Source organism: Peribacillus sp. V2I11, assembly GCF_030817135.1.
Lineage (GTDB): Bacteria > Bacillota > Bacilli > Bacillales > DSM-1321 > Peribacillus > Peribacillus simplex.
Genome location: NZ_JAUSYW010000001.1, coordinates 2651364 through 2673870, shown reverse-complemented (window position 1 = coordinate 2673870; position 22507 = coordinate 2651364). Strand labels below are relative to the sequence as shown.

Here is a 22507-nt window from a genome sequence, read left to right as displayed (position 1 = left end):
TGCCGAACAATTCAAGAAAATGGAAAATGGAATTACCTTGCTTTCTTTAAGAAAAAATTGAAGTATATTCCTAGTCAAATGAGAAGTCAAGATCGCTCTCATAGTCATAAATACACAAAAACGCCCTCCTATTGACGGAGGGTACAGTTAGTAGGCAAAAAATATCTCTTTCATCAATGATGTTCCCGAACAAAGCAACACTTTCAAATCTCAGGTACGGTTTCTACCAAAAGTTTGTAGCAAAAGCTGATTGAAGAGGAAAGTGCGAGACACCTGCGGGGAAAGCGCGTCTAGGGGAGACCCCGCAGGCCAAGCCGCGGGCAGACCGCCCGCGGAAAGCGAGTGCCTGGAGCGGAAATCAACGTCCAAATTGTACAAGCCATAAAAAAACTGAAGACAAACTTGATTTTCATCGAGTTTGTCTTCAGTCTGAGCCCTCCTATTGACGGTGGGCAATCACCATTCATTCGGTTTCTTTCGGTTCATCCTTATCGGCATGTCTAGCCTTCAATACATCAAGCACTGCTTGGAAAGGCAGCTCCTGCTCCTGAAGAAGAACGAATAAGTGATAGAGGAGATCGGCACTTTCCATCGAAAGTTCCTCTGCATCACGGTTCTTGGCAGCAATGATCACTTCTGCCGCTTCTTCACCGACTTTTTTCAGGATCTTATCAACGCCCTTATCGAATAGGTAGGTAGTATATGAACCTTCAGGCATTTCCGATTTTCTTTTTTCAATCAATTTTTCCAATTCCGTCAAGAAAGTCACATTCGCCTTCACGTCTTGTCCGGCTTCACTGTTTTGGTAAATCGTTTCGCTAAAACAGCTTGTTGCCCCTGTATGGCACGCAGGACCTGCAGGAACGACCCGAACGACCAATGCATCTTGATCGCAGTCATACTTCATTTCGATGATTTTCTGGGTATTACCGCTGGTTGCTCCTTTATGCCATAATTCATTGCGCGAACGGCTGAAGAAAACCGTTTCACCTTTTTCAATCGACAATTGCAGTGATTCTCGGTTCATATAAGCAAGTGTCAGCACTTCACCGGTTCCTGCATCTTGAATGATTGCCGGTATCAGACCTTTTTCGTCGTATTTAATAGTTTCAAGATTCATCGTACAACCACTCCTTGTTGTTTGAGAAACGCTTTGACTTCTTTGACGGATGTTTCTTTATAATGAAAAATCGATGCGGCTAATGCTGCGTCGGCTTTACCTTCTTGGAAGGCTTCCTGGAAATGCTCAGCGTTACCTGCCCCTCCTGAGGCGATGACCGGCACTGAAACCGCTTCGGATACTGCTTTTGTCATAGCGATATTAAACCCTTGTTTCTCGCCGTCACAATCCATGCTTGTCAATAAAATTTCACCTGCACCGCGGATTACGGCTTCCCTCGCCCACTCGATCACATCCCATTCAGTCGCTTTCCTACCGCCGTGGGTATATACGCGCCATGAACCAAGCTCTTCTTCATATCGGGCGTCTATGGCGACCACGATACATTGGGAACCAAAATAATCAGCACCTTCATTAATTAAATCAGGGCGCAGAATGGCTGCTGTATTTAAGGATACCTTATCGGCACCAGCCCTTAAGATCTTCTTCATATCCGCCAATGAATTAATACCGCCGCCCACCGTGAACGGGATTGCCAAGCTGCCCGCTACCGCTTGAACGACGTCGACGATCGTTTCCCTGCCTTCATGTGATGCGGAAATATCCAGGAAGACAAGCTCATCGGCACCTTCTTGGTCGTAAAAGGCTGCAAGTTCGACAGGATCTCCAGCATCCCTAAGGGAAACAAATTGTATGCCTTTGACTACGCGCCCATCCTTTACATCGAGACATGGAATAATTCGTTTAGTGAGCATTTAACCACGCACCTTTTCTAGTGCTTCTTTTACAGTGAAACGATTGGTATAAAGTGCCTTGCCAATGATTGCCCCTGCAATGCCATGGGCTTCATACTCCTTGAGGGTGATAAGGTCTTCGAGTGAACTGATGCCTCCCGAAGCAATCACGTTTTTACCAGTTGCCGCCGCCATGGCCAATATCCCTTTCACATTCGGACCTGAAAGCATGCCATCCGTCGCGATATCAGTCACGATAAAGGTCTCTGCACCAGCATCGGCCAGTGATTTACCAAGATCTATCGCAAGGGTCCCAGACGTTTGAAGCCAACCATGAGTGGCAACCCTGCCATCCTTCGCATCGATCCCGATTGCGATTTGGCTTCCATATTTCCTAATCATATCTTTAGTGAAATCAGGATCTGAAACGGCCGTGCTGCCTAGAATGACACGTTCCACTCCATTATCCAGGTAATGGGCTATATCCCGTTCCGTACGGATGCCGCCGCCGATTTGAATGCGGGCCCCTAACTCACTTGCAGCTTTAATTACGTATGAATCATTGATGCGTACTCCCTCTTTAGCTCCGTCAAGGTCGACCATATGTATCCAATCGGCTCCTTGGTCAGCAAAGCTTTTAGCCATATCGAAGGGGGAATCGCCATAAACGGTTTCCTGATCGTAATCTCCCTGGATCAAGCGGACGCATTTGCCTCCGCGCATATCAATCGCCGGGTAAATAGTAAAGTTGCTCATGCTTCTTCCTTCCCTTCCACTAATGACAGATAATTTCTCAAAAGTGACATGCCCATCTTCCCGCTTTTTTCCGGATGGAACTGCATGCCGAATACATTCCCTTTACCGACGATCGCCGGCACTTCCACATCATACGTCGCCGAAGCGGTAACGAATGATTCATCCGTATCGACGTAGTAAGAATGGACGAAATAGACATGTTCCTCTTCCAGCCCATCATTCACTGGTGACGCATGTTTAAATTCAAGGCGATTCCAGCCCATGTGCGGCACTTTATAAACCTGGTCATTCGCATCCACGCCTTTAAAACGAACTACTTTTCCTGGGATGAGGGATAATCCTTTTGCCGGTCCATTTTCCTCACTTTCATCAAAGAGAAGCTGCATACCAAGGCAGATGCCTAATAGATAACCTCCATCGGCTACATATTCCCTCAGGAATTCATCCAGCTTTTGTTTTTCCAAGAGACTCATAGCATCCCTGAAAGAGCCAACGCCGGGAAGTATGATCCCTTTCGACTTTGAAAGTTCTTTTGGGTCATCGGAAATGAAAGAATCGGCACCAAGGCGCTCAAGCCCTTTACTTACAGAAAATAAATTCCCCATGCCATAATCGACGATCCCGATCATTTACAACATTCCTTTCGTCGAAGGGATGCCTTTGACACGTGGATCGATTGTCGTAGCTTCATCCAATGCACGTCCAAGCGCTTTGAATATTGCTTCGATCATATGATGTGTGTTGTGACCGTAATGAACGACTACATGCAGGTTCATCCTGGCTTCAAGAGCGAATTTCCAAAGAAACTCGTGCACCAGTTCAGTATCGAACGTACCGACCTTTTGCGAAGGAAACTCAGCCCGGAACTCCAGATGCGGACGATTGCTTAAATCGATGACAACCTGGGCGAGCGCTTCATCCATAGGTACGAAAGCATTTCCGTAACGCTTTATCCCACGCTTGTCTCCAAGGGCCTCCAATAACGTCTGCCCCAAGCAAATGCCAATATCTTCAGTTGTATGGTGATCATCCACGTCTGTATCCCCATTTGCATCTACTGTCAAATCAAACTTCCCGTGTTTCGTGAACAAATCCAGCATATGCGTCATAAACGGAACGCCCGTCTTAATGGAGGAATTACCTCCCCCATCCACACCAAACTTCAAACTTATTTCCGTTTCATTCGTCTTTCGCTCCACACTAGCAAAACGTTCCATTACAACTCCTCCTCAACGGGGTAAGACCCCTTTTCCCAAGATGTAAAAGCATGTCAAAAGTCTTTATATCATGATTTCACTTATTTAATAATTCAGGACTTTTCCCTGGATTCATTCACACCACGTGATTCAATGGCACGGGCGTGAGCCTCAAGTCCTTCCATTCGGGCAAATGCTGCGATTTTTTCTGCATTTTTGCGGAAGGCCGTTTCACTATACATGATGATGCTCGATTTCTTTTGGAAATCATCCACATTCAGCGGGCTGGAAAAACGGGCGGTTCCATTGGTAGGCAACACATGATTGGGACCTGCAAAGTAATCCCCGACGGGCTCCGAACTAAAGCGGCCAATGAAAATTGCCCCGGCATGGCGGATTTCAGCCATGATTTCAAGTGCATCTTTGGCCACAATTTCCAAATGTTCCGGTGCAAGTTCATTAATCGCTTCAACAGCTTCCGCCATATTCCCGCATACAACGATTCTTCCATAATCCCTTATGGATGCTGCAGCAATATCATGGCGTGGAAGTAACGCCACCTGCTTGGTCACTTCTGTTGCCACTTCTTCTGCAAGAGAAGTTGACGTCGTCACCAAAACACTGCAAGCTCGGGCATCATGCTCCGCCTGTGATAGCAAGTCTGCCGCAACTTCCGAAGCGATGGCTGATTCGTCCGCCAATATCGCTATTTCACTTGGACCTGCTATCATATCAATGGCGACATCTCCGAATACTTCGCGCTTCGCTAACGCCACATATATATTTCCCGGACCCACTATTTTATCCACTTTCTTAATCGTTTCTGTCCCATAAGCGAGAGCAGCTATTGCCTGAGCCCCGCCAACTTTATAGATTTCCTTAACTCCTGCAATTTTGGCAGCTGCCAAAACCGCTGGCGATAATTTCCCATCTTTCCCCGGAGGAGAAACCATAACGATCCGTTCCACCCCCGCGGCCTTCGCAGGCAACGCATTCATCAACACTGACGAAGGATATGCCGCTGTGCCTCCAGGAACATAAACACCTACAGCATCAAGAGGTGTCAATTTTTGTCCTAGCATCGTTCCCGTATCATCAGTCGTAAACCATGAATTTCGAATTTGTTTCTCGTGAAACATTCGAATATTATTCGCAGCTTCTTGAATAATGTCAAGCTGCTCAGCAGTTAAGGCCGCTGTCGCTTCTTCCATTTCCTGTTCCGATACAAGTAATTCCCCTGGGCTGACACCATCGAAACGTTCGGTATAGGTATGTAAAGCGGCGTTTCCGCTTTTCCTGACATCATAAATAATATCCTGAACCGCTTTTCTTTGATCGGCAGTACCTGCGTCAACCGAGCGTTTCAGTGAAATCCCTTCAGCAAACCGTTCTATTTTCATACCTTCACCTCATTAGCGATTCTTTACTATTCAATAATTTCTGCTAGCCGTTCAACGATTTCGGTAATCCTTGCTTCTTTAATTCGATAGCTGACAGGGTTTGCTACCAGCCTCGAAGTCACATTGGCGATTTTTGCATATTCCACAAGACCGTTTTCCTTCAATGTCCGCCCCGTTGAAACGATATCGACGATTCGTTCAGCTAAACCAATTAACGGTGCTAACTCAATAGACCCATTCAACTTTATAATTTCGACTTGCTCCCCCTGCTCGCGAAAATAACTGGAGGCAACATTCGGATATTTACTGGCTATTTTGGGGGCGATGTCACTTATTTTCGTACCAGGAAGTCCAGCTACAGCTAAATAGCAGGCACTGATTTTCAAATCAAGTAACTCATAGACATCACGTTCTTCTTCTAACATGACATCCTTCCCTGCAATTCCAATGTCAGCGACGCCGTGTTCCACATAGGTTACGACATCCATCGGTTTAGCTAAAATGAACCGCAGATTCTCCTCTTCCACTTCAAGGATCAATTTCCGGGAATCATCAAACTCGGGAGGGAGACGAAAATCGGCCCTTCTTAATAGCTCTGCCGCTTCTTCAAATATTCTCCCTTTCGGCATCGCAATCGTTAAAAAGCTATTATTCATCTTTTCCATTCCCCCCATTCCCTACGAATAAATGAACTTCAGAAAATGTCCGTGTAAAAGCATCGACATTTTGGACGACTGTAATATCTTGAATCGTTACCAATTTCCCTTCGGAGCGCTTTATTCTTGCAAATTCAATTGCTTCAAATCTCCGTTCTGGACTGAATAAAATACATTCTGGTGCGACAGGCTGGATCGGCTCCCCAAGAGCTTCTGCTAGACGATCAACCCGGATTGCAAAACCTGTGGCCGAAGCATTCCAGCCGAACTTATCAAGCAGATTATCATACCGGCCGCCATTGCCGATTGGCGAACCCACTTGTCCGGCATACACTTCAAATAAAGTTCCCGTGTAATAACTCATATGACTGACCAATGTTAAGTCGAAGCTCACATATTGTTCAACGCCAAATTCTTTCAGCTGCGCAGACAATTCCTTCAGTTCAGCCAAAGAATCTTGCCCTTTATTATTTTCAACCAACCCTAGCGCCTTTTTCAGGGTTCCTTCACTGCCCCTTAATGAGGTAAATTCGATAAGCCGTTTTTTATCAATGGATGAAAGCGGCAGTGATTTAACATGCTCGCGGTAACCAACATAATTCTTTTCATACAAAAACTTCCTTAATATAGAGGCTCTTTCCTCCGTACCTAGAATGCTCAAGAAAAAGTCTTGCAGAAATCCAATATGTCCAATGGAAATCTTAAACTCCTGAAGCCCGGCAGCCTTTAGAGCATCCGTAAGCAGGGCAATCATTTCAGCATCGGCACTTATGGACTTATTTCCGATACACTCAATACCAATCTGTTCGAATTCTGCCGGCCTGCCTCCTTCACGCTGCTGTGCCCGGTATACATTCGCGGAATAGGCCAGGCGAAGCGGAATTTGCTGTTTTAACAGTTTGGATGCTGCGACCCGTGCAATGGGGGCTGTCATCTCTGGACGGAGTACGAGCGTATGCCCCTGGGAATCAAGAAGCTTAAACAACTGTTGATCCAATATTGCTGAAGCCTCGCCAATTGTTTCATAATATTCCAAAGCAGGCGTTTCAATAAATTGATAGCCCCACTTCTTGATTTCATCACTCATTTTATTTCTGGCCGACACTTTCGTTTCATACAGCACTGGCAATGTATCTCTCATGCCTAACGGTTTTTCAAACATAAATGGCTTTGTCACGACTGCACATCCTTTTGAAATATTGATTACTATCTATATCCAATCGGTACGCCTATAGGCAAAAACCGATGCACCCATTCCTTATTTTGTTTATCTCTTTATCTTTCCAAGGTTTCACGCTTAAATCCAAATTTCGGATAATATTTAATAAAAATAGTACCAAATTAAATGACATAATCATATAAATACTCAAAATAATCTATTAAAACACTTTAGTTCGCTAATATGGTAGCAGGTTGAAGTTATTAATAGTTTACCCCTGCCCCCACCTTACGTCAAGGAAAATATGCCCCTAATCCCATTACTTCAATACCACGGTGGTCTTGGATATTCTTCATGATCGGTTTAAGTCCTATCGGAAGGAGTTATACCTTTTTCCCCTGATAATTCTTCCTATCTTTAGCCATTCATCGTTTTTAATGTATACCTTTTGGTTTAGCTATTTTATAATATTTAGGAGTTTGGTAATATTATAAATTTTTAGGGGTAAATGGGAATGAAGAAATATTTTTCATTTTTTGTGGCACTTATCGTTCTTTTTTCACTGGGTTTAAGCGGAACGAAGGGTTTTGCGGCAACTAAGATCAACCAGGATGAGCTAAATGCATACCTTTCTGAAGTTAGAATGACGCAAGAAGAATTGGAAGAGTATTTATCCTATTACGCCTTAACGTTGAATGAACTGGAATCGGTAGAAGAGTTGCGTGATACATTAGGACAGACCGTCACTCCTGAGACCTTACAGAATCTACTTAAAGAATATGAAATGACAGAAGCTGAACTTACGGAATTATTAATAGAATACGGCGAACTGGAAGAGGGGGATTCCATCATCGATACCTTCCATTTCATTTACGACATTGAGGATATCATCGATTTAGAAATGGGTTATGATGAGGAAGAGATGGAATATGATGAGGAAGAGATCATCGATTTAATGGATGGTCTCTTTACTGAGATCGGCCTTACAGACGAAGAGCTCGACAGATTCATGAACCATCTTTCACCTATCGTCGAAGACCCTTCTTTTGAAGATCGTTTAATGGCGATCTCCGATAGGATGGATCAACTCGAGTATTTTGAAACAATTGATGAATTGTCTGCAGAACAAGTAGCTGAATTGCTTTCTATATATAAAGATCTTCAAAGCTTGCTGCAAATTCAATTCAAATTCGCCTTAATTCAGGATGGTGTCACGACAAACCTATCCCTTGAGGCTTTATTCCAGCTTAAGGAATTGACGAATGCTAGTTTACTAGTTTCCATTTATGATTTAAACGGCAATTTTTTGCTAGATTTCACATTGACAGGTGAAATGATCGGTTCCGATTTAGTGAAAGAAACCGGTAATGACATTAAACAGTCCACTCAGGTCATTTCTAAAGTGGTTGAGGTAAAAAAAGAAAAGAAGAAACCCGCAAAACCTGAACATAAAACGGAAAAAGGCGGAGTGCTTCCTAAAACGGCTGGTAATTACTTATTCGGTGCTTTAATCGGTTTAGTGTTGATGGGTATCGCTTTCGGATTAATTAGAAAAGCGAGACTCACTAATTAAGATGAGCAAAAATAGGCAATCCAGGCATAAGAAAGAATGGTTACTTATCACTGCTGTTTGCTTTTTAACCTTAGGTTTTTATTTTACAACGACAAACGCCTATACGCTGTTAAAAGGCTATGCCCTATATAAATGGAAATCTGACACAACGGAAGCGACGGCTAAACTCCCCGAACCGAAGACGAAAGCAGATGTTCCCGATGGGCTTGAACTATATGAAGATCGACCGGAGACAGGTGATTTGATGGGTGAGCTTTATATTCCAAAAATCGAGGCATCACTCCCAATTTATCACGGAACGGACGAAGATGAACTCGAAAAGGGCGTCGGTCATTATGCGGGGTCCGTCCTCCCCGGTGAAAAGGATAATTCCGTTTTATCCGGTCACCGAGATACAATTTTCAGAGATCTAGGTGAAGTCGGCGAGGGCGACTTGCTGATTGCCAAGACAGAAGCCGGTACGTTTACATATAAGGTGAGGAAGGTTCGTATCGTCGATGCAGATGACCGTACCGTGATCGTTCCCAAGCCTAAAGCCACGCTTACAGTAACAACCTGCTATCCTTTTTCATATATTGGTAGTGCACCGGAAAGGTACGTATTGGTTGCCGATTTATTGAAATCGGAAATAGATAAATGAGATGCGGGGCTGAAGTTGTTCAGCCCCCTCTTCACAAATCTTTAATAGATGATAGGATGACAATCTCAATATGGATAAACAGGCACAGGAAAGGTTTTTTCGAATTTTAAAAGAAACGTATGAAGCGACTGTGAACCAGGAAAATGTATCAATCAATGAAGTGATAGAGCATCTAAAGAATGAACTGACTCCGTTATACCCAAAATGCCATTAAAAAGGACCTGCCGCATATATGGGCAAGTCCCTTTTTTCATAAGGAGGTTTGCTGCTCTCTCTCAAGCATTTCCTCTTTGGTATATATGATTTTCATTGGATTTCCCCCGACGAAAGCTCCCTCCGGAACATCCTTATGGACAAGCGTCCCCGCAGAGACAATCGCCCCATTACCAATTGAAAGTCCTGGAAGAATGGTTGAATTCGCTCCAATCAATACTTCATCACCAATGACTACATCTCCTAAACGATATTCATGAATCAAATATTCATGAGCAAGGATCGTCGTATTATAGCCTATGACAGTATTTATTCCAACCGATATTTTTTCCGGAAACATCACATCCGGCATGACCATCAAGGCAAACGAAGTATGCTTCCCGACTTTCATATGTAAAAACGTCCTGTATAGCCAATTCTTCATGCCCAGAAATGGCGTATAGCGCGCCAGCTGTATCACCACAAAATTCTTTACGACTTTCCAGAATGGAACGGTCTTATATACATGCCATAGTGAATTGGCCCCTTCAACTGGATAGCGGGACGTGCGTCTCATTTTCTTGCCTCCGTGAGCTTTTCAACCTCAACGATATTCAATAAATCTGCCATCTGCTCAAGCATATAATCAGGGTGATAACTTTCCAGGAATTCACGGCCTTTAATGGACCATGAAACCCCTGCCGTTTTTGTACCTGTATTTTTCCCGCCCATAATATCATGATAACTGTCGCCAATCATGATCGCTTCTTCAGGAACCGAACCAAGTTGATTTAAGGCTTTTACCAAAGGCTCTGGGTCCGGCTTTGCCTTTTCCACCTCATCCAGCGTGACCACCACTTCAAAGAATTGATCCAGTTTGCTTAAACGCAGGCCCTTTTCGACGACATCACGCTTCTTTGTCGTAACGACTGCCAATTTATAGCCGCTCTGCTTCAATGTTTGAACGGTTTCGAACACTCCGTCAAATTGTGTCACAAGCAAATCATGGTTCTTCCAATTATGCTCCCGATAGTATGCGATCATTTCATCCACTCGTTTTGGATCAATGGAAGAGAAAGTATCAACCAAAGTCGGTCCGATAAATGGAATGATATCTTCCCGATTGAACTTTCCAGGACAAAAGTGGTTTAAAGTTTCTGTAAAAGAGGCGATGATCAATTCATTTGTATTGATCAACGTCCCATCAAGATCAAATAATAATGTAGTTATGTTATTGTTCATATACAGCTTCCTTTCTCTGTACCCTGTCAGTCCGATTCCATATATACGCAACGGCCATCGTTAAGACAATGGCAGTGAGTACCCGAATAAGTAACAACGGCAAGACCGGAATCCCCAACGGAATAAAAATCAGTGTGTCTTCTACAACAGCATGGCAGGCAACTAAAAAGATGAATGCAATCGTCATATCCTTCTTCGAAACATTATCTTCTTTAGCCGCTTGGATCATTACGCCTGCCCCATATGCCAAACCAAGAGTCAGGCCTGTAACGAAAGGCATGGAAGCATTCGGCTTCATCCCCAGTACCTTCATGAAGGGGGCAAGGGCTTTCGAGAAGGCTTCCAGCCATTTTAAATCTTTCATGATTTGAACCGCCACCATGAGCGGAATAACGATCACCGCCAGCTGGGCGATTCCGGAAAGGGCCTGGATGACCCCATGTAAAAGGATTGCACCCGCTCCGTTAATCTCTGCAACCTCCCCGATAGCCACTCCTTGGGCCATTTCAGATCCGCCCTGCCAAACAAGATTGATGACGACCGCTGACAAAAGCGCAAGCCCTATCCGTACTGTTAGGATGATCCACAGCTTGACACCGGTTTTCATCGCTACACCTGACTCGATCAATAAATTATGTGAAAAAGATAGCATCATAGCGATAATAAAAACTTCTTTAACAGTTAAATCAAGCGTTAATATGCCAGCGATCGCTGCGTATAAATTCAGGAAATTCCCTAACACGAGCGGAATTGCCGCATCCCCCGGAAGACCGATGAGATTCATCAAAGGCGCTATCAAGTTAATGATGAATGGCAAGACAGGCGTATATTGAAGCACAGTGACGATCAGAGTGACTGGGAATATCACTTTTCCCAAAGACCAAGTTGTATTCAAACCTGAAAGAAGTCCCTTTTTAATCGATTCTACCAACACTATGCCCTCTCCCTTTACACATATTCCCTATGCATCTAAATATCTTTTGTCCGCATGCCCGCGTACCCTTCTATAGACCACTAAAGCAATGGCTACAACTACCAACACAATCGAGATCACTTGTGCGATACGCAGCGATTCCGTCAGCATCAAACTATCCGTCCGCAATCCTTCAATGTAAAAACGGCCGATGGAATACCATAATACATAGGTTAAAAATAGTTCCCCCCTGCGCAAGTTCACTTTCCGTAAACTTAAGAGGATAATAACACCGACAATATTCCAAATCGATTCATACAAAAAGGTTGGGTGATAATACGTACCGTTTATGTACATTTGATTAATGATGAATTCAGGCAAATGCATATTTTCCAGGAATGACCTTGTTATTTCTCCCCCATGCGCTTCCTGATTCATGAAATTACCCCAACGGCCAATCGCCTGCCCCAACAATAAGCTCGGTGCAGCAATATCCGCCAACTTCCAGAATGAGACTTTCTTGACCTTGGAAAAGACGATCGCAGTCAGCACCGCTCCAATCAACGCACCATGTATGGCAATTCCGCCATTCCATATTTTTATGATATCCCCCGGGTTTTGTGAATAGTACTCCCATTGGAAGATTACATAATAAATACGGGCACTAATGATCGCGATTGGGACAGCAAACAAAATCATGTCCGTAAATATTTCCTTATCAAGACCTCTTCGCTCTGATTCCCTTAAAGCGATAATAAGACCCAATAACACACCGAAACCGATGATTAGTCCATACCAATGTACCTGGATGGGGCCTAGATCTATTGCTATTGGATTCAGCGGCTGTATTCCTTGTTCCATTTTGTCCCCTCTTTTCCTATAACCTTTTAAAATTCATCATGTTCCGGATCTGCAATGGCATGGTTCAAGCGATCTGAAAACTGTTCTGCAGCATTTACTCCCATTCGTTTCAGGCGGTAATTCATGGCTGCCACTTCAATGATAACGGCTAAATTTCGCCCTGGACGGACAGGCACGGTAATTTTCGTCACTTCCGTATCGATGATTTTCATTTTTTCTTCATCAAGACCAACCCGGTCATACTGCTTGTTTTTTTCCCATAGTTCCAGATTGATGACGATTGAGATCTTTTTATTGCTCCGGACTGCACCAGCTCCAAAAAGTGTCATTACATTAATGATTCCCAATCCTCTTATCTCAAGAAGATGCTCGATTAAATCCGGCGCATTCCCGACTAGCGTATCTTGGTCTTCCTGCCTGATTTCGACGCAGTCATCGGCTACGAGACGATGACCCCGTTTCACTAATTCCAAGGCTGTCTCACTTTTACCGACTCCGCTTTTCCCGGTGATCAACACCCCTAACCCATAGATATCCACCAATACACCATGAACAGCAGTGGTTGGTGCCAACCTGCTTTCAAGGAAATTGGTCAGACGGCTGTATAACCTTGTTGTCTTCATAGTAGATCTCATCACAGGAACGGATTCCCGCTCAGAAGCTTCGATCAATTCTATCGGCACTTCCTGACCACGCGTAATGATGATGCCTGGAGTAAAGTCCCTGCATAACTCTTCCATCCTCTGAATTCGTTCCGGTTCATTCAACCGATTAAAAAAGGACATCTCCGTCATACCTAAAAGCTGTACTCGATCCGCGGGATAATAATCAAAAAAACCGGCTATTTCAAGTCCGGGACGAGATAAATCACTCGTGACTATTGGTCGGTTAATTCCTTCTTCCCCACTGATAAGTTCTAGGCCGAACGCTTCTACTATATCCTTTGTACGGACTTTTGCCATATATCTTTCCTCCTTTTGGAGCGATGCTATTTTTTGAGATACTTTTTCTATTTTAGCATTTTTCTGTTAATAACCAAACAAAGCATTATCGATTTATTGTTTTTTTATTCACTTTAACCGGATGACGGCAGTGGGAAAGTCCCATAAATAGGAAAGAGACGAGAGGAACATACATGGTCCTTAGACCAAAATAAAAGAAAGCCCGCCAGTTTATATTGGCGGGCTTTCAGACTGTAAATAAACTCGATGAAAATCAAGTTTGTCTACAGTTATTAAGGTTTTACACAATTTAACCTTGATTTCCACTCCAGGCACTCGCTTTCCGCGGGCGGTCCGGGAGCCTCCTCGGCGCCTTTTCGCCTGCGGGGTCTCCCCTGACACGCTTTTCCCGCAGGAATCTCGTACCTTACGTTCCAATCAACTTTGTTTTAAAATTTAGATTGAACCCTTTTCTGTTTCTTCAGGAAACCGTTATCGCTGAGGTCTTGGTTTCTGCAAAAACATGAAGCACAGGAATCTCTTCTTTAACCGTCTTAAACTTAAGGATCTTCTGAACCACATCACTTTTCTCTTCGATGATGGTCATCCCTTCCAAAGTAACATTAAAGCTTCCTAAATTTGATTTCAACTCTCCTTCGATTGCCTTACCTGGCGGTAGGGTCAGCTGGACTTTTCCAGTGACTGACTTAGCATGGATCGAATCGCAATCCATCCCTGAATTCGTACAGATGATTTCCCCATTGAAAGTTTGGACATCCAATTTCTTGAAGTAACCACCGGCATTAATCGCTCCATTCAGGGTCTCGGCTTCCAAGTCATTAAATTTGGTATCTGAAATGGTGATCATCCCATTACCTGTTTCAAGCTCACACGAATCACCCGTACACTGCATGATATGAATGGCACCATTCGCCGTTTTCGCTTTAAGGTTCTCTGATTTCAATGATTCAGTCGTGATTGCTCCATTGAACATCCTTACATGAATGTCCTCATATTCCTTCATTGGAATGTACATGATCGTATCAACCTTTATGGATTTTTCACGAACCTTGAACTTCAATTTTCCATTTTCAATCGTAAAATCGACCTCTTCTAAAAAGTTTTTCCTGGCTTCTTCTATATCTTCCGCACGGTATACCTTAGCTTGGCATTCAACCCGGACATCATTATGGTCCCATGCGGCAATTTTTATTTTCCCATTTGCTATATCTACATCAACTTCATTCAGGAAATCCTGGTCATGCTGGAAAATATGACTGACCTCCACAGATTTCCCGAAATTGAAATCAAGGTCCATTTCTTTGATTTTCTTAAAAGCACTTTCAACGAAATCAATAATCTTTTCTTTCGATGACTGGATATTCTTCTTAAACGTATCCTGAGTGCTTTCTTCGCTTTTCTTGTCCACGACTACCGTCGATAATTCATTTTGCAATTTCTGTTCTTTAGCTTCACTTTCCTGACTGGCTTTATCTAATTCTTCCAATAGGCCCATGGCTTCTTCCGCTGATAACTTTCCATCCTGAATCATTTCTAAAATTTTCTTCCTTTCCTCCTGCATGAACATTCCTCGCTTTCTTCTAACATTTTATTCATACATACGCCTAGATATCTAAAAAGTTTCATAAATACCGTTTTTCCCGTCATTCGACAAAGGGAAATGACAATTTCCGAAAAGGAAGATGTATGATTTCCCCGGAAATATCTTGTTTTCCTATTCTTTAATCAAATGATTGATTAAATGCACACCGTCATTTTTCTACAAAAAAACAAGCCTGATGGCTTGTTTTTTTAAGCATGTTCATGCTCAGTTTCTTTTTCTTCAATCCAATTTTCCATGCGGATTTGATCACGGGTAAGTACAGGTTTTAAGTATTTTCCCGTATACGATTCGGAAACTTCACATATATTTTCAGGTGTTCCATAAGTGACAATCGTACCGCCCTTATCTCCGCCTTCCGGTCCCAGGTCAATAATATGGTCCGCCGTCTTGATGACATCCAGATTATGCTCGATCACCAAAACTGTATCCCCATTGTCAACCAGCCGCTGCAGAACCTGGAGCAGCCTTGCTATATCGTGGACATGAAGTCCGGTAGTTGGTTCATCCAAGATATAAAAGGAGCGCCCAGTGGAACGGCGATGCAATTCAGAAGCAAGTTTCACCCTTTGCGCTTCACCGCCAGATAAAGTGGTAGCAGGCTGTCCAAGCTTGATATAACCCAAACCAACGTCAAAAATCGTTTGTAGCTTCCGTTTGATTTTTGGGATATTTTCAAAGAAACTAACGCCTTCCTCGACTGTCATATCGAGAATGTCGGATATGTTTTTCCCTTTATATTTCACTTCAAGAGTTTCCCGGTTATAACGTTTCCCATGACAGATTTCACACGGGACATAGACATCAGGGAGAAAATGCATTTCAATCTTGATAATGCCATCACCACGGCATGCTTCACAGCGGCCGCCCTTCACATTGAAACTGAACCTTCCCTTTTTATAACCGCGGATCTTTGCTTCATTAGTCGAGGCAAATACGTCACGAACATCATCGAATACACCCGTATAGGTAGCTGGATTCGACCGTGGGGTTCTGCCGATCGGTGATTGGTCAATATCAATGACTTTATCTAAATGTTCAATTCCCTTGATCTCACGGAAATCGCCTGGTCTGGCTTTTGCCCGATTCAGCTTTTGAGCCAATGATTTATGGAGGATCTCATTCACTAATGTACTTTTCCCTGATCCAGAGACTCCTGTAACGGCTGTAAAGACCCCAAGTGGGAATTTCACATTAACGTTTTTCAAATTATTTTCCTTGGCACCTTTTATCTCAATGACACGGCCATCATTTTTCCGGCGTTCCAATGGCAATGGAATGAATTTCTTCCCTGCTAAATATTGACCCGTTAAGGATTTAGGATTATTCATGACCTCTTCCGGAGTACCAGCGGCCACGATTTCTCCTCCATGCGCTCCTGCTCCAGGACCAACATCGATCAAATAATCCGCAGCAATCATCGTATCTTCATCGTGCTCGACAACAATCAGGGTGTTGCCGATTTCGCGCATATTCTTCAATGTTTCGATCAATCGATCGTTATCCCTCTGATGCAGCCCTATTGAAGGTTCATCCAATATATAGAGGACTCCCGTCAATCGGGAACCGATCTGCGTCGCCAATCGTATACGCTGCGCTTCACCGCCTGATAATGTTCCCGCCGCCCTGCTCAACGTCAAATATTCCAAACCTACATTAGCCAGGAAACCGAGCCGCTCACGAATTTCACGTAAAATCAATCTCGCAATTGCAGCTTCCTTTTCAGTCAAATCAAGCTCATCGAAAAATACTAACGCATCTTCCACTGATAAAGCTGTCGTTTCGCTTATATGGACTCCTTGAATGAGCACGGAAAGACTCTCTTTCTTCAATCGATGACCCTTACAGGTTGGACAGTGATGTTCTGACATATATTTCTGCATTTGCTCACGAATATAATCTGAACTCGTCTCCTTGAAGCGCCTTTCGATGTTTCTTAAAACTCCTTCAAAAGGAATATATCCTTCTTGCACTCTTCCAAAATCATTTTTATAACGGAAATATATCTTATCTTTACCTGAACCAAGCAAGACCTTATCCATTTTCTCTTCCGGTAAATCTTTAACGGGCACATCCATATCTATCGCATAATGGTTAGCTACCGCTTCAAGGAGCTGTGGATAATATTGGGAACTCGTCGGCTCCCATGGCGCAATCGCATGTTGACGGAGGCTTAAATCCTGATTCGGGATGACCAGATCACGGTCCACCTCAAGCCTCGCCCCCAAGCCATCACAATCCAAGCAGGCCCCAAACGGGCTATTGAAGGAAAACATTCTCGGCTCTAACTCTTCAATCGAAAATCCGCAGTATGGACAAGCATGATGTTCACTGAACAGCAGCTCTTCCTCACCCATGACGTCAATGATGACTTTGCCTTCGCCAAGCTGCAAAGCACTTTCCAAGGAATCTGCAAGCCTAGCCATGATACCCTCTTTAATGACGATCCGGTCTATGATGACTTCAATCGAATGTTTTTTATTTTTTTCGAGAGTGATCTCCTCACTGAGATCATGCATTTCCCCGTTCACACGAATGCGGACATATCCTTGTTTCTTAACTTCCTCCAAAACTTTTGCATGTGTCCCTTTTCTGCCTGAGACAAGCGGTGCCAATACCTGAAGCTTGGTTCGCTCAGGGTAATCAAGAATGCGGTCCACCATTTGCTCAATCGTTTGTGAGGTGATTTCAATATTATGGATCGGACAAGTCGGTCTTCCGACCCGTGCAAATAACAGCCTTAAATAATCATAGATCTCCGTAACAGTCCCTACGGTTGAACGAGGATTTCGACTGGTCGTTTTCTGGTCTATGGAAATGGCTGGTGACAAACCTTCAATCGCATCGACATCCGGTTTATCCACTTGGCCTAAGAATTGACGAGCATAAGCGGACAGTGATTCTACATAACGTCTTTGCCCTTCTGCATAAATCGTATCAAAAGCCAAGGAAGACTTTCCAGATCCGGATAATCCGGTCAGCACAACAAGTTTGTCTCTCGGTATCGTGATATCAATATTCTTTAAATTGTTGGCCCTGGCACCTTTTATCACAATTTTATCCATTGCCATGTTTCGTCACCCTTCCGCTTTTAACTCTAGTAATAAATCACGCAGCTCGGCAGCTCGCTCGAAGTCCAGTGCCTTTGCCGCTTCCTTCATTTCTTTTTCCATGCTTGCCATCACTTTTAAACGCTCTTTTTTAGGAAGCTTCGCGAGGCTTGGTGCAAGGTCTTCCTTATACTCTTCGCTTTCTTCGGCTACATGAGTCGCCCTTATGGAATCACGGATATCCTTTTGAATGGTTTGAGGCATTATTCCATGCTCTTTATTATAATTTTCCTGGATTTCACGGCGCCGTCCCGTTTCATTGATGGCAAGTTCCATCGAATTCGTGATGCGGTCTGCATACATGATGACGTGGCCGTTGGCATTACGGGCTGCACGGCCCATCGTTTGAATAAGCGAACGTTCCGAGCGAAGGAAGCCTTCTTTATCGGCATCCAGAATGGTCACTAACGACACTTCCGGAATATCCAGGCCTTCCCTTAAAAGATTGATTCCAACGAGTACATCATATTTGCCCATTCGCAGTTCCCGGATGATTTCTATCCTTTCCAAGGTCTTCACTTCCGAATGAAGATATTGGACCTTGATGCCGATTTCCTTTAAATAATCAGTTAAATCTTCGGACATCTTTTTCGTCAAGGTCGTAATGAGCACACGCTCGTTCTTTTTGACGCGCTCCTGTATTTCACCGATCAAGTCATCTATCTGGCCTTCAATCGGCCGCACTTCTACCGTCGGATCCAGTAATCCGGTAGGACGGATGATCTGCTGAACCATTTCCGGCGTATGTTCGAGTTCATATGGTCCCGGAGTTGCCGAAACGAATATGGATTGATGGACCTTTTTTTCAAATTCTTCAAATCTTAGCGGTCGGTTATCTTTTGCAGACGGCAGACGGAAGCCATGATCGACGAGCACTTGCTTACGCGCCTGATCTCCATTGAACATTCCGCGGATTTGCGAAAGGGTTACGTGCGATTCATCCACGACCAATAGGAAGTCCTCTGGAAAGTAATCCATTAAAGTGTATGGTGTCGCACCTGAGGGACGAAGGGTTAAATGGCGGGAATAGTTCTCGATCCCTGAACAAAAGCCCATCTCCCGCATCATTTCCAAATCATATCGGGTCCGCTGCTCCAAACGCTGTGCTTCAAGGAGTTTTTCATCTTCCCTTAATTCCTTCAATCGCTCTTCCAGTTCCGTTTCGATATTTTGAATGGCTATCCGCATTTTCTCTTCGCGGGTTACGAAGTGGGAAGCCGGGAAAATGGCGATATGTTCACGTTCACCGGTAATTTCACCAGTCAGGGCATCGACTTCGCGGATACGGTCAATCTCATCCCCGAAAAACTCGACCCGTACGCAATGTTCATCACGTGAGGCCGGGAAAATTTCGACCACGTCGCCGCGAACGCGGAAGGTCCCCCTTTGGAAAGCAATGTCATTCCTCTCATATTGAATATCCACGAGTCTGTGCAGTAAGGCATTCCGGTCTATTTCCATGCCTGTTCTGAGGGAAACGACCATCTCCCGGTACTCTTCAGGAGAACCGAGTCCATATATGCACGAAACACTGGCAATGATGATGACATCTTTCCTTTCGAACAAAGACGAGGTTGCCGAGTGACGCAGTTTATCGATTTCATCATTGATGCTTGCATCTTTTTCGATGAATGTATCCGTGGATGGAACATAAGCCTCTGGCTGGTAATAATCATAATAGCTAACGAAGTATTCAACGGCATTATTAGGGAAGAACTCTTTGAACTCACTGTAAAGCTGCCCTGCCAACGTTTTATTGTGGGCAATGACAAGAGTCGGTTTATTGATTCTTTGAATCACATTGGAAACGGTGAACGTTTTCCCTGTCCCCGTTGCCCCCAATAACGTCTGCATTTCCTTGCCTTCCTTAATCCCTTCGACCAGCATTTCAATTGCTGCCGGCTGATCTCCTTGAGGAGAGTATTTTGAGACTAACTCAAACTTATCCTTCACCAAGCATAGCCTCCTATTGAAATATTTTTATATGAAAACGGGACATGCCTATATCCCTTCTATTTATTCCGGTTTAATAAAGCTTATATACACATTCTACCACAATAGCCTTAAAACAAACCAGCAATAAGCGAACATCCATTCTATTTTTTGTTTTATGGACTTCATGATGTAGTGAGGGGAATGACAAGTTTAAGTACAAAAAAAGCACCTTTGGTGTCAGGCGCTCTTGGATGTACGTTTCATCATTCTTTTTGATAACCAAAATCCCACTGTCAGGGATAAGGCATCGACGATGATCAATAAGTTTGTATGCGTATAACCTTTATATGCGGAAGCTGTAATCAAGGCAACAGTTAAAACAAGGCCCACGACATTGTTATAGGTGACTCTTGAAAATAGCATGACAAGTAGACAAGGAAGGAAAAGGGCAGAAAGAATTTTAATCATTTTTTCATCTCCTTTATAAGAGAAAAATAGAGTAGTTTCAGTTTAAATGATTATGAAGTTTTTTGCCAATCAATTTCCCACTTGATTTTCAAGGCATCATCAGAGGAACATTCCACACATCCAACAATTATGCCCATTAAAAAAAAGAGGCAAACCCCTTTAAAGGAAAGTTTGCTTCTTTTCATTCCAATCAATATGGATCCGCTTCATGTCCTTTTCTAACGGCGTCCTCAGGGTTATCCGTCCCACCCAGAGGTTTTGAGGAGTCCGTATGTTCAGAAGCCGAGGCCAGTCCCTCTTTCAATCTGCGGCCATACTCTTCATCGGCCTCTTCGGCTAGTGCTATCATTTTTTCCTGAATGCGCTTGTCGGCGGGAGCCAATGCCGCCACTAAATTTGAAATTAAATCGTCCTTTTCCCAATCCTCGAATTCACGGAATGTTTCACCAGCCTGTTTCGTATTGTTTTGGCGATCGATTGTCTCACGAACAAGTTTCCCTTCCACCATAGGTGTATACTCCTTGCCCGTCTGCTTGGCTTCTTTCAAGCCGCCGACAGTTGATGGTTCGTAGTTGATGTGGGGGCTTTGGCTGCCTCTGCCAACTTCATATTGCATCTGTCCGCCGGTCTGATTCGTGGCTGTTGGTTTCTTTGGGGCATTAATCGGCAATTGCAGATAATTCGCGCCAACACGGTGACGTTGTGTATCGGAATAAGAGAATGTACGTCCCTGTAACATCTTGTCATCAGAAAAGTCCAGTCCATCCACTAGGACACCCGTGCCGAATGCAGCCTGTTCGACTTCAGTGAAATAGTCTTCAGGGTTTTTATTCAATACCATCGTACCGACATGCAGCCATGGGAACTCATCTTTCGGCCAAATCTTCGTATCATCCAGCGGATCAAAATCCAACTCAGGATGATCATCATCACTCATGATCTGTACGTTGAGATCCCATTCAGGATAGTCCCCGCGTTCGATCGCTTCATATAGATCCTGTGTGGCATGATTGAAATTCGTAGCTTGAATTTCATTTGCCTCTTGCTGTGTCAGGTTCTTAATCCCTTGTTTCGGTTCCCAGTGATACTTGACAAGCACGGCTTTCCCTTCCTCATTCACCCATTTATAAGTATTGACCCCTGATCCTTGCATCATGCGGTAGTTAGCTGGAATGCCCCATGGGGAAAACACAAAGGTAACCATATGGAATGTTTCAGGCGAACTCGAGCAAAAATCGAAAATCCTCCTGCCGTCCTGAATATTCGTGACCGGATCCGGTTTGAAGGCATGAATCAAATCCGGGAATTTCATGGCATCTCGGATAAAGAAAATTTTCAGGTTATTGCCTACAAGATCCCAGTTTCCATCTTCCGTATAAAATTTAACGGCAAATCCCCTGGGATCACGTAACGTTTCCGGGGACGTCCCTCCATGAATAACAGATGAAAATCTCACGAATACCGGAGTTTTTTTACCTTCTTCCTGAAAAACCTTCGCTCGCGTATATTTTGAAATCGGCTCGTCCCCCGCTTTACCGGTCGGAACGAAATAACCATGTGCACCTGCACCACGGGCATGCACAACCCGTTCAGGGATACGCTCCCTATCGAAGTGGCTGATCTTTTCCAGGAAATCATAGTTCTCAAGTGTACTAGGACCTCTGTTCCCTACAGTTCTAAGACTCTGGTTATTCGTTACCGGGTGTCCTTGCCTGTTCGTTAATGTTTCTTTCGGTTCATCATTTGTTTTTTTGGATTTATCAGACAAAAAAATCCCTCCTTTGTTAATAAAAGCCATAATACTACCATACTTTCCCCTATTCCCTATATTTCACTCTTCAATCTTCAAATTTAATAGAAATTAGTTAAATAAGTACTTTTCCCCTATGTATCGATGATCATATTTTCATGCCATTAACAACTTGAATCATTTAGTAGAACTATGGAGTAAGCATACCCATTTTTATATATGTCAACAGCACCCCATTAT

General features: G+C 43.7%; 21 protein-coding genes. 3 read left to right on the top strand and 18 right to left on the bottom strand.

What is annotated here, in order from left to right; translation table 11 throughout:
• Positions 1-463 precede the first annotated feature (463 nt).
• From hisIE to QFZ73_RS12825, 8 genes are all read right to left on the bottom strand, one after another.
• Complete coding sequence (gene hisIE / locus QFZ73_RS12860) at positions 464-1120, bottom strand: bifunctional phosphoribosyl-AMP cyclohydrolase/phosphoribosyl-ATP diphosphatase HisIE (RefSeq protein ID WP_251426706.1); 657 nt, start codon at positions 1118-1120, stop codon at positions 464-466.
• Positions 1117-1875: an imidazole glycerol phosphate synthase subunit HisF gene (hisF, locus tag QFZ73_RS12855; RefSeq protein ID WP_251426708.1), complete on the bottom strand. Its 759-nt coding sequence runs from the start codon at positions 1873-1875 to the stop codon at positions 1117-1119. The genes hisIE and hisF overlap by 4 nt, the downstream gene beginning before the upstream one ends.
• Positions 1876-2610, bottom strand: coding sequence for a 1-(5-phosphoribosyl)-5-[(5-phosphoribosylamino)methylideneamino]imidazole-4-carboxamide isomerase (hisA, locus tag QFZ73_RS12850; protein WP_251426710.1), 735 nt, complete (start codon positions 2608-2610; stop codon positions 1876-1878). It abuts the gene before it with no gap.
• Positions 2607-3239 carry an imidazole glycerol phosphate synthase subunit HisH gene (gene hisH / locus QFZ73_RS12845; protein WP_251426712.1) on the bottom strand — a complete coding sequence of 211 codons (633 nt, stop codon included), beginning with the start codon at positions 3237-3239 and terminating at the stop codon, positions 2607-2609. The genes hisA and hisH overlap by 4 nt, the downstream gene beginning before the upstream one ends.
• On the bottom strand, positions 3240-3827 hold the full coding sequence (gene hisB / locus QFZ73_RS12840; protein ID WP_251426714.1) for an imidazoleglycerol-phosphate dehydratase HisB: 588 nt from the start codon (positions 3825-3827) through the stop codon (positions 3240-3242). It abuts the gene before it with no gap.
• 92 nt (positions 3828-3919) lie between these two features.
• On the bottom strand, positions 3920-5206 hold the full coding sequence (gene hisD / locus QFZ73_RS12835) for a histidinol dehydrogenase (RefSeq protein WP_251426716.1): 1287 nt from the start codon (positions 5204-5206) through the stop codon (positions 3920-3922).
• 26 nt (positions 5207-5232) lie between these two features.
• Positions 5233-5862 carry an ATP phosphoribosyltransferase gene (gene hisG, locus QFZ73_RS12830; protein ID WP_063233948.1) on the bottom strand — a complete coding sequence of 210 codons (630 nt, stop codon included), beginning with the start codon at positions 5860-5862 and terminating at the stop codon, positions 5233-5235.
• The gene (locus QFZ73_RS12825) at positions 5855-7039 is read right to left on the bottom strand and encodes an ATP phosphoribosyltransferase regulatory subunit (RefSeq protein WP_307266604.1); all 1185 of its coding nucleotides are present in this window, start codon (positions 7037-7039) and stop codon (positions 5855-5857) included. Before QFZ73_RS12825 ends, hisG begins: the two co-directional genes overlap by 8 nt.
• Before the next feature lie 496 nt (positions 7040-7535).
• Between QFZ73_RS12825 and QFZ73_RS12820 the strand changes: the two genes are divergently transcribed.
• The 3 genes from QFZ73_RS12820 to QFZ73_RS12810 all read left to right on the top strand — a co-directional run bounded on the left by QFZ73_RS12820 (position 7536) and on the right by QFZ73_RS12810 (position 9448).
• Positions 7536-8594: a processed acidic surface protein gene (locus QFZ73_RS12820; RefSeq protein ID WP_307266603.1), complete on the top strand. Its 1059-nt coding sequence runs from the start codon at positions 7536-7538 to the stop codon at positions 8592-8594.
• A 1-nt stretch (position 8595) separates the two neighbouring features.
• The gene (locus tag QFZ73_RS12815) at positions 8596-9234 is read left to right on the top strand and encodes a class D sortase (RefSeq protein ID WP_307266602.1); all 639 of its coding nucleotides are present in this window, start codon (positions 8596-8598) and stop codon (positions 9232-9234) included.
• 70 nt (positions 9235-9304) lie between these two features.
• Positions 9305-9448: a YwzD family small protein gene (locus tag QFZ73_RS12810; RefSeq protein ID WP_251426724.1), complete on the top strand. Its 144-nt coding sequence runs from the start codon at positions 9305-9307 to the stop codon at positions 9446-9448.
• Between the two features lie 36 nt (positions 9449-9484).
• On the opposite strand, the gene QFZ73_RS12805 is transcribed toward QFZ73_RS12810, so the two are convergent.
• The 10 genes from QFZ73_RS12805 to QFZ73_RS12760 all read right to left on the bottom strand — a co-directional run bounded on the left by QFZ73_RS12805 (position 9485) and on the right by QFZ73_RS12760 (position 22285).
• Positions 9485-10003, bottom strand: a complete 519-nt coding sequence (locus QFZ73_RS12805) for an acyltransferase (RefSeq protein ID WP_063233944.1) — start codon at positions 10001-10003, stop codon at positions 9485-9487.
• Positions 10000-10668 (bottom strand): pyrophosphatase PpaX, encoded by a 669-nt coding sequence (gene ppaX / locus QFZ73_RS12800; protein ID WP_307266600.1) that lies wholly within the window; start codon positions 10666-10668, stop codon positions 10000-10002. Before ppaX ends, QFZ73_RS12805 begins: the two co-directional genes overlap by 4 nt.
• The gene (locus tag QFZ73_RS12795) at positions 10658-11602 is read right to left on the bottom strand and encodes a nucleoside recognition domain-containing protein (protein WP_251426728.1); all 945 of its coding nucleotides are present in this window, start codon (positions 11600-11602) and stop codon (positions 10658-10660) included. The genes ppaX and QFZ73_RS12795 overlap by 11 nt, the downstream gene beginning before the upstream one ends.
• A gap of 27 nt (positions 11603-11629) precedes the next feature.
• Positions 11630-12442, bottom strand: coding sequence for a prolipoprotein diacylglyceryl transferase (lgt, locus tag QFZ73_RS12790; protein WP_251426729.1), 813 nt, complete (start codon positions 12440-12442; stop codon positions 11630-11632).
• 26 nt (positions 12443-12468) lie between these two features.
• A complete protein-coding gene (gene hprK / locus QFZ73_RS12785; protein WP_251426732.1) occupies positions 12469-13404 on the bottom strand; it encodes an HPr(Ser) kinase/phosphatase in 936 nt (311 codons plus the stop codon).
• A gap of 460 nt (positions 13405-13864) precedes the next feature.
• Positions 13865-14965 carry a DUF4097 family beta strand repeat-containing protein gene (locus QFZ73_RS12780; protein ID WP_307266596.1) on the bottom strand — a complete coding sequence of 367 codons (1101 nt, stop codon included), beginning with the start codon at positions 14963-14965 and terminating at the stop codon, positions 13865-13867.
• A gap of 230 nt (positions 14966-15195) precedes the next feature.
• Entirely contained in the window at positions 15196-18075 is a 2880-nt protein-coding gene (uvrA, locus tag QFZ73_RS12775; RefSeq protein WP_251426735.1) for an excinuclease ABC subunit UvrA, read from the bottom strand.
• A gap of 6 nt (positions 18076-18081) precedes the next feature.
• Positions 18082-20067 carry an excinuclease ABC subunit UvrB gene (uvrB, locus tag QFZ73_RS12770; RefSeq protein ID WP_307266594.1) on the bottom strand — a complete coding sequence of 662 codons (1986 nt, stop codon included), beginning with the start codon at positions 20065-20067 and terminating at the stop codon, positions 18082-18084.
• Between the two features lie 219 nt (positions 20068-20286).
• Complete coding sequence (locus QFZ73_RS12765; RefSeq protein WP_034309928.1) at positions 20287-20517, bottom strand: CsbA family protein; 231 nt, start codon at positions 20515-20517, stop codon at positions 20287-20289.
• A 190-nt stretch (positions 20518-20707) separates the two neighbouring features.
• The gene (locus QFZ73_RS12760) at positions 20708-22285 is read right to left on the bottom strand and encodes a catalase (protein WP_251426737.1); all 1578 of its coding nucleotides are present in this window, start codon (positions 22283-22285) and stop codon (positions 20708-20710) included.
• Between the last annotated feature and the right edge of the window lie 222 nt (positions 22286-22507).

Bases quoted from the DNA above. Each gene is read 5' to 3' on its own strand.
- hisD (WP_251426716.1), bottom strand. From the start codon at position 5,206: ATGAAAATAGAACGGTTTGCTGAAGGGATTTCACTGAAACGCTCGGTT.
- hisIE (WP_251426706.1), bottom strand. From the start codon at position 1,120: ATGAATCTTGAAACTATTAAATACGACGAAAAAGGTCTGATACCGGCA.
- ppaX (WP_307266600.1), bottom strand. From the start codon at position 10,668: ATGAACAATAACATAACTACATTATTATTTGATCTTGATGGGACGTTG.
- QFZ73_RS12815 (WP_307266602.1), top strand. From the start codon at position 8,596: ATGAGCAAAAATAGGCAATCCAGGCATAAGAAAGAATGGTTACTTATC.
- hisG (WP_063233948.1), bottom strand. From the start codon at position 5,862: ATGAATAATAGCTTTTTAACGATTGCGATGCCGAAAGGGAGAATATTT.
- hisA (WP_251426710.1), bottom strand. From the start codon at position 2,610: ATGAGCAACTTTACTATTTACCCGGCGATTGATATGCGCGGAGGCAAA.
- QFZ73_RS12810 (WP_251426724.1), top strand. From the start codon at position 9,305: ATGGATAAACAGGCACAGGAAAGGTTTTTTCGAATTTTAAAAGAAACG.
- hprK (WP_251426732.1), bottom strand. From the start codon at position 13,404: ATGGCAAAAGTCCGTACAAAGGATATAGTAGAAGCGTTCGGCCTAGAA.
- lgt (WP_251426729.1), bottom strand. From the start codon at position 12,442: ATGGAACAAGGAATACAGCCGCTGAATCCAATAGCAATAGATCTAGGC.
- hisF (WP_251426708.1), bottom strand. From the start codon at position 1,875: ATGCTCACTAAACGAATTATTCCATGTCTCGATGTAAAGGATGGGCGC.
- QFZ73_RS12805 (WP_063233944.1), bottom strand. From the start codon at position 10,003: ATGAGACGCACGTCCCGCTATCCAGTTGAAGGGGCCAATTCACTATGG.
- QFZ73_RS12780 (WP_307266596.1), bottom strand. From the start codon at position 14,965: ATGCAGGAGGAAAGGAAGAAAATTTTAGAAATGATTCAGGATGGAAAG.
- hisH (WP_251426712.1), bottom strand. From the start codon at position 3,239: ATGATCGGGATCGTCGATTATGGCATGGGGAATTTATTTTCTGTAAGT.
- hisB (WP_251426714.1), bottom strand. From the start codon at position 3,827: ATGGAACGTTTTGCTAGTGTGGAGCGAAAGACGAATGAAACGGAAATA.
- QFZ73_RS12765 (WP_034309928.1), bottom strand. From the start codon at position 20,517: ATGATTAAAATTCTTTCTGCCCTTTTCCTTCCTTGTCTACTTGTCATG.
- uvrA (WP_251426735.1), bottom strand. From the start codon at position 18,075: ATGGCAATGGATAAAATTGTGATAAAAGGTGCCAGGGCCAACAATTTA.
- QFZ73_RS12820 (WP_307266603.1), top strand. From the start codon at position 7,536: ATGAAGAAATATTTTTCATTTTTTGTGGCACTTATCGTTCTTTTTTCA.